Genomic DNA, 6,111 nt, shown 5'->3' with positions numbered 1-6,111 from the left:
TGTCACCAACTATTTTTCAGTACATTGCCAAAAAAAGCGGGCTTACGAAAACCCGCTCTTTTCATCAAACTCTAGTAAACTTTAACTTATAAGCCTGATATTTCTACGTATGTTTCCAGCCCTTTGTTTCGATTTCTTTGGCTGCATGTTCCACCTTTTCTTTTAGCTCATTCTTGAAGGCATCCAGCTTTTCCGCAACGTCTTTCTGAAAGGCCCCGACAATCGACGCGGCGAGGATTCCGGCGTTCTTGGCGCCGTTGAGCGCCACTGTGGCCACGGGAATGCCAGCCGGCATTTGTAGAATCGAAAGGACACTGTCCCAGCCGTCGATGGAGTTGGAAGATTTCACGGGGACACCGATGACCGGCAAGGTTGTCAGGGAAGCAACCATTCCCGGAAGGTGGGCAGCACCTCCAGCACCGGCAATGATGACTTTCAGGCCTCTTTCTTTTGCGGTTTTGGCATACTCAACCATCCGCTCCGGAGTCCTGTGGGCCGATACGACAGTTAGTTCATATCCTACGCCCAGCTCTTCCAAAACGAGGGCTGCTTCAGACATTACAGGAAGGTCTGACTTGCTTCCCATGATGATTCCTACTTGTATTTCCATGTTACAATGTTTTGATTTTGATCAGATTTTTGATGGCCAAGGCCCGTCGCTTCAATATCTCGATGGACTCGTCCAAGATGGTGACGTGGCCCATTTTTCTGAACGGCTTGGTAGTCTTCTTTCCATAAAGGTGCACATAGACTCCTTTTTGGGCGATGGCTTCGTCCAATCCTTCCACATAGGCATCACCGGTATATCCCTCCTCACCCAAAAGATTGACCATTGCTGCGGGGCAGCGGCCTTCCGTGTTGCCCAAAGGCATGTTGAGCACGGACCGTAGGTGCTGCTCAAATTGGGATGTGAAATTGGCCTCGATCGTATGATGCCCGCTGTTGTGGGGACGGGGTGCGATTTCATTGACCAAGACTTGGCCATCCTTGGTCACAAACATTTCGACAGCTAAAATCCCGACCATGCCCATGGCATTTATGACTTCCACAGCGATCTCTTGGGCACGCTTTTCAATAGATGCAGTGATGGTGGCAGGGGAAAACAAGAATTCTACCAGGTTCGCTGTGGGGTGGAAAGCACATTCGACAGCCGGAAACGTTCTGATTTCACCACTTTGGTTTTTGGCTACGATGACAGCGATTTCCTGCTCAAAATCCACCAACTTTTCCAACAAGCCCGGTGCATCAAAAGCCAAATCGAGGTCGCTTTCATTCCGCAAAATCTGAACCCCACGCCCATCATACCCTTCCCGCCCAAGTTTGTTGACTGCCGGAAGGAAATCAGCATGGAGACGGACTTCTTCCTTATTTTCCGTAAGTACAAAATCGGCCGTGGGGATGCCTTTTTCTTTGTAGAATTGCTTTTGCAGGCGCTTGTCTTGAATCAGTTTGATAATTGCAGGCTGGGGAAAAACTTCCTTTCCTTCGTCGGCCAAGCGCTGTAAAGCGTCAGTATTGACATTTTCAATTTCAATGGTAATCACATCGCAGGCTTGCCCAAATTTGTAAACGGTGTCAAAGTCCCTGAGGCTTCCTACGGAGAATTTTTGCGCGATATCCTTGCAGGGCGCAGAAGGATCTGGATCCAAGATATGGATGTCCAAGTTGTAATTGATGGCAGATTGGATGACCATGCGACCGAGTTGGCCGCCACCCAAGATTCCAAGGGTTTTGTGCTGATAGCTTTTTTTCACAATGAAAAGGTATTGGGTCAAAATTACACCAAAAATTCCCCTGCGAAAAACAAAAGCCATATAAAAGCCTGAAGCCCTCTTTTGGAACGCTTCAGCTTATCGTTTTTGAAACATTTGAATCACACGGGCCTTCCTCCGATGAGCCTTAGCAGCACCGCTACTACGGCCAACACCAATAGGATATGGATCAGACCACCCAAGCTGTATACAAAGAATCCGAAGACCCACCCGATCACCAAAACCACTGCAATTAGATACAATAGAGAGCTCATAAAATAGTTGGTTTAGTTAAACATCTGATTTTCAATTGTCTAATTAACCAAGTACCGTGCCAAAGAGGCTATTCTGTGAATTTGATTCCCATCAGCTCCATCAGTTTATGGGCATTGAAACTGGGACAAGGTCCTTCTTTCAGTGTGTAGTCAAAAAGGATTTTGTCTTCAAAAATCTGGCTGTGAAAGCTCCTGTTGATCACATAGGGAAGTTTGTCCTCCAATTGCGACAGCTCAATATCGTGGGTGGAAATGATGCCTTTGCAGGGACTAGCCGCCAATTGACGTATGAGGGCTTCGCTTCCCATGATACGGTCAATTGTATTGGTTCCTTTTAATATTTCATCCAACAAGTAGAATATCGGTCGTCCATCGGCAGCCATATCCAAGAGTTTTTTGATTCTCCCAAGCTCTGCATAGAACGAACTGACGCTCTCCCCGAGATTGTCGGTATTGCGCATACTGGTGAAAAGGCCGAAGGCACCGATTTCGAATTTCTTCCCGAAGATTCCCAAGCCCAAATTGGCCAAAACCATATTGATGCCCAAGGTCCGCATGAAAGTGGTCTTCCCGGACATATTTGAACCGGTCAATAGCACGGTTTTTTGCTCTTTTCCCAAGTGAAAGTCATTACCGATCGCGGTATTGGGCAAAATCAGCGGATGCTTCAGGTCAATGGCCAAGATTTCGGTACTCTTGTTCCATGTCGGCAAAACGTCCAAACGCTCTTCAAAGGCGAATGACGCCAAGGAAACCAACACTTGCCATTCCTTTAGTTTTTCCTCCCAGTCCGACATCAGGTAGCCATGGTTCTTTTTCCACCGAATCGCCCGGAAGTAAATCAGGAAATCGAGCCAAAAAAAGGCATTTGCGATAAGGTACATTAGGTTGAATCGATTTTGAAGGAGGAACGTCTTCTGTTCCAACTCCCTCAAAATTTGCGAGCCTTTCAAATGTTGTGTCAGAAAAGACTGCTGCAGGCTATTCAGGTAGCTATCTCTAAAACCAGTGTTTTCCAATTGTTCCACCCATTTTTTGTAGGTCTTAAGGTCGCTAAGCAGCGGCATGGACGCTGATATTTTGTTCATCTTCATGAAAATCGAGGACATAAATCCGATACCCAGGATGATCCATATTCCCAGCAAAGCAGGGGAAATCATTTCCGACACGCCCATGGCCAAAAGCAACACGCCTCCAATCGGTCCGATGAATGTGGGGATGAAATACCATTTTGGCCAATTTTCCCGTTCGGAAAGCCATTGGAAAAAGGGTTTCTTGGATTTTTCATCCTTCAGAAAGGCCCGACCTATGGCCTCAAAACTTCTTATAAAATCCCGATTTGCGGCGAGTTCATGGATGGCAGACTGACGGGACAAGGCCGTCTCTGCATCCATTTCGCGCTTCATCCAGTCTGCCAGAAGCTGGGCGCCATCCCGACTGACGGTATGGTTGAGCAGTTGAAATAAGGAATGCTGACCAAAAAGATCCAGGTCATTGGCGAAGGGATGTGCTTTGTCCAGAAACTCCGTGCCTCCGTCAAAGTCACCTAAGGTTCTTGTTTTTCGCTTTTCGCTTTCTTCTTCGATTCTCAACAGTTGCTCCATGAAAGCAATCCGGTCCTGAAGCCGGATAAAAGTCAATACAATGCGAAAGAAAAGGACCATCAACCCAGCAAAAACAATCAAAACCCAGCTTTTGTCGGTAGCGCCGACGATAAACGTTGCCAGCATCCCGAGGAAAAGGACAATCCTAACGACACTTAAGAGGTGCTTCTTCTTCTTTGATTTGGAAAGTTCAAGAATGATGTCAACCTGCGAGAGTTCTTTTTTCACGACTTAAAATTATGCAAACATAGGGATGACTTCCTAGTACATTTTTTGCAATAATGTTGCATTAACTGTCAATCCAGCATAACTTTGAACCGAAACGCCCCCTCCCTTCGTTGTCTACCTTGATAATCCAGCACGATCCATGTCAAAACGCACCGTCGTCATCATTCTCTTCCTTTTCTCGTTTTGGTCGGTAGCCGCCATCCAAAAGGAGCCCGATCTGTGGGGAATGTTTGCCAAAACCCGTTTCGTTGAAAAGCTCAACCGTGACTTCAATATGTACTTTTTGTATCCGAGTTTCCCCGATGAGTTGAAGGCGATGGAGGGTAAGATCGTCAGTGTGTCGGGTTTTTACATTCCATTGGACATTGCCACGTCCAATTACGCGGTGCTATCAAAGTTTCCCATGGCGGAGTGCTTCTTTTGCGGTGGTGCGGGCCCTGAGACGATCGTTGTGGGAAAGCTCAAGACCAAACCTTCGCGCAGGATCAAGACCGACGAAATCATTACCATCAAGGGAAAGCTCAAACTCAACAGTGAGGATGTCGAGGAGATGAACTTCATTTTGGAAGAAGCAGTGATCGTAGCCAATTAATTTTTATGAAAAAGGCAAGAAAGAAACAGCCCTCACCTCCGCTTGCCGAAACTTGGGATTTTTCGGAGGGATTCGGTGGTATACCCGAAAATGTATCTCTTACCCAAAATATTGGATGTGCCTCAAATTCAGGCAATAAGGGGAAAAAAACTTCAAAAAAATCCTCCTCGGACGCACTATAGTTAAGAATTTTTTGCTTTACTTTCAGTACTAAAACTTAATCCACATGAAAGCTTATCACCCAATTTCAAGACTTTCTGTGTGGGTACTGGGAGCACTTTTTGCCTTTTCCTGTACCGAAACAGAAGACCAACTTCCCATGGAGGACGCAGCCGTCCTACAGGAAAACGCCGAAGTCGAAGCAGCTTACGAGGATGCGGACATGCTCACGCTATCCGCGATGCAAAGCAACGGATTCAGTTTCCGTTCCCAACTTGACTTGAGAAATGACCTCTGCAACACCACCAAAGTGGACTTCTATCCCAACAACAGGGCGATCGTTATCAACTTTGGCGAGGGATGTACAAGCCCCAAAGGTGTGAACCGCAAGGGCAAAATCATGATCTATTTTTCAGCGCTGTCGCTGGAGTCCGGGACTGAAGTTCTCATAACTTTTGATGGGTATGAGGTCAACGGCCTGAAAATCGAGGGCCGAAGGAAAATCATCAACAGGGGTTTCAATGCCGAAGGAAAATATTTTCTCTTTGAGACCTTGATCGCGGCCGGAAAAGTAACTTGGCCTGATGGTACGTTCGCCACGCTAGAGGGTGAGTTTGAGAAAAAACTCTATTTGCCAAATGATGAACGCGGCTTCAAAGTAGAAGTTTCCGGTGGTGCTGGGGGCAAAACGAGGCTGGGTGTTGGATTTATTTCCATTATCGAGAAGCCATTGACATACTTCCAGTCTTGCACTGACAAAGGCAACTGGACACCGTCTCTAGGAATGGTTGTCTTGACTGTGGGTGGAGAACTGAGTTACACGCTGGATTTCGGAAATGGAGACTGCGATAAGAAAGCGACTGTGACCAAAGATGGCAAGACGCTCAACATCAACCTGGACTGAAAATAGCAGTAAAAACAAAAAACCCTCTCCAAATCAAATTGGAGAGGGTTTTTTGTTTGGTATATAATATATCGAACTTGTTAGGCGGACTTCAGCCTCAGTTCGCCTTTTCGCTTGATGATTTTGAGGTCGAAGTATTGGTTGACAAAAAACTTGCAATGGTTTTCGGCCCATTCGGCGCGAGAATCTGTGTCATAGAGGATGGTCATCCGAAGCATCGTTTTCACATATTGCTCATGCTGGCCGAGTTCCCGAAGCCATGCGGAAAATTGGGTAACCCAATCATCCTGGAATTTTTCCAAGTGGGTTCGACCGTCAAAAAGCAGCTCAAGTTGGTTGTTTTTATGCTGGTAGCGATAAATGCCGCAAAGCTGCCTGTAAATCACCCTCAATCGATCCGTTGGATAGTCATAGGTATCCAGGATTTTCCCAAAAACCTCATCCATGAGCATCAACGGATTGTACAATTGGGTGTAGGATCGCTTCAGTTCAAAAACCATCATCTCCAACATGCGCTCCTCGAGCAAGCTTTGTGCTTGTCGTAGGATATAGTTTTTGTCCAAGGGGAAAAGTTTCTGGATCATTCTTTGGTGAAATC

7 protein-coding genes are annotated in these 6,111 nt (G+C 46.4%); 2 read left to right on the top strand and 5 right to left on the bottom strand.

All coding sequences use genetic code 11. The features are described 5' to 3' along the window. Positions 1 to 103: 103 nt before the first annotated feature. The 4 genes from purE to C943_RS05450 all read right to left on the bottom strand — a co-directional run bounded on the left by purE (position 104) and on the right by C943_RS05450 (position 3,858). On the bottom strand, positions 104 to 610 hold the full coding sequence (gene purE, locus C943_RS05460; RefSeq protein ID WP_008625103.1) for a 5-(carboxyamino)imidazole ribonucleotide mutase: 507 nt from the start codon (positions 608 to 610) through the stop codon (positions 104 to 106). Position 611: 1 nt separating this feature from the next. Further along, on the bottom strand, positions 612 to 1,754 hold the full coding sequence (locus C943_RS05455; protein WP_040479192.1) for a 5-(carboxyamino)imidazole ribonucleotide synthase: 1,143 nt from the start codon (positions 1,752 to 1,754) through the stop codon (positions 612 to 614). A gap of 119 nt (positions 1,755 to 1,873) precedes the next feature. Then, on the bottom strand, positions 1,874 to 2,026 hold the full coding sequence (locus tag C943_RS21965; RefSeq protein WP_008625099.1) for a lmo0937 family membrane protein: 153 nt from the start codon (positions 2,024 to 2,026) through the stop codon (positions 1,874 to 1,876). A 68-nt stretch (positions 2,027 to 2,094) separates the two neighbouring features. Further along, positions 2,095 to 3,858, bottom strand: coding sequence for a MutS-related protein (locus tag C943_RS05450; RefSeq protein ID WP_008625097.1), 1,764 nt, complete (start codon positions 3,856 to 3,858; stop codon positions 2,095 to 2,097). Between the two features lie 139 nt (positions 3,859 to 3,997). On the opposite strand from C943_RS05450, the gene C943_RS05445 reads away from it, so the two are divergent. Next, on the top strand, positions 3,998 to 4,450 hold the full coding sequence (locus C943_RS05445; RefSeq protein WP_008625092.1) for a hypothetical protein: 453 nt from the start codon (positions 3,998 to 4,000) through the stop codon (positions 4,448 to 4,450). A 226-nt stretch (positions 4,451 to 4,676) separates the two neighbouring features. Next, the gene (locus C943_RS05440; RefSeq protein ID WP_008625091.1) at positions 4,677 to 5,513 is read left to right on the top strand and encodes a hypothetical protein; all 837 of its coding nucleotides are present in this window, start codon (positions 4,677 to 4,679) and stop codon (positions 5,511 to 5,513) included. Between the two features lie 80 nt (positions 5,514 to 5,593). On the opposite strand, the gene C943_RS05435 is transcribed toward C943_RS05440, so the two are convergent. Beyond that, positions 5,594 to 6,097 (bottom strand): hypothetical protein, encoded by a 504-nt coding sequence (locus C943_RS05435; RefSeq protein WP_008625090.1) that lies wholly within the window; start codon positions 6,095 to 6,097, stop codon positions 5,594 to 5,596. Positions 6,098 to 6,111 lie beyond the last annotated feature (14 nt).

This window comes from Mariniradius saccharolyticus AK6 (assembly GCF_000330725.2).
Classification (GTDB): Bacteria; Bacteroidota; Bacteroidia; order Cytophagales; family Cyclobacteriaceae; genus Mariniradius; species Mariniradius saccharolyticus.
Note: the sequence above shows the minus strand (reverse complement) of the source record. Positions and strands in the feature narration are given on the sequence as shown.

Bases quoted from the DNA above. Each gene is read 5' to 3' on its own strand.
- purE (WP_008625103.1), bottom strand. From the start codon at position 610: ATGGAAATACAAGTAGGAATCATCATGGGAAGCAAGTCAGACCTTCCT.
- C943_RS21965 (WP_008625099.1), bottom strand. From the start codon at position 2,026: ATGAGCTCTCTATTGTATCTAATTGCAGTGGTTTTGGTGATCGGGTGG.
- C943_RS05445 (WP_008625092.1), top strand. From the start codon at position 3,998: ATGTCAAAACGCACCGTCGTCATCATTCTCTTCCTTTTCTCGTTTTGG.
- C943_RS05440 (WP_008625091.1), top strand. From the start codon at position 4,677: ATGAAAGCTTATCACCCAATTTCAAGACTTTCTGTGTGGGTACTGGGA.
- C943_RS05435 (WP_008625090.1), bottom strand. From the start codon at position 6,097: ATGATCCAGAAACTTTTCCCCTTGGACAAAAACTATATCCTACGACAA.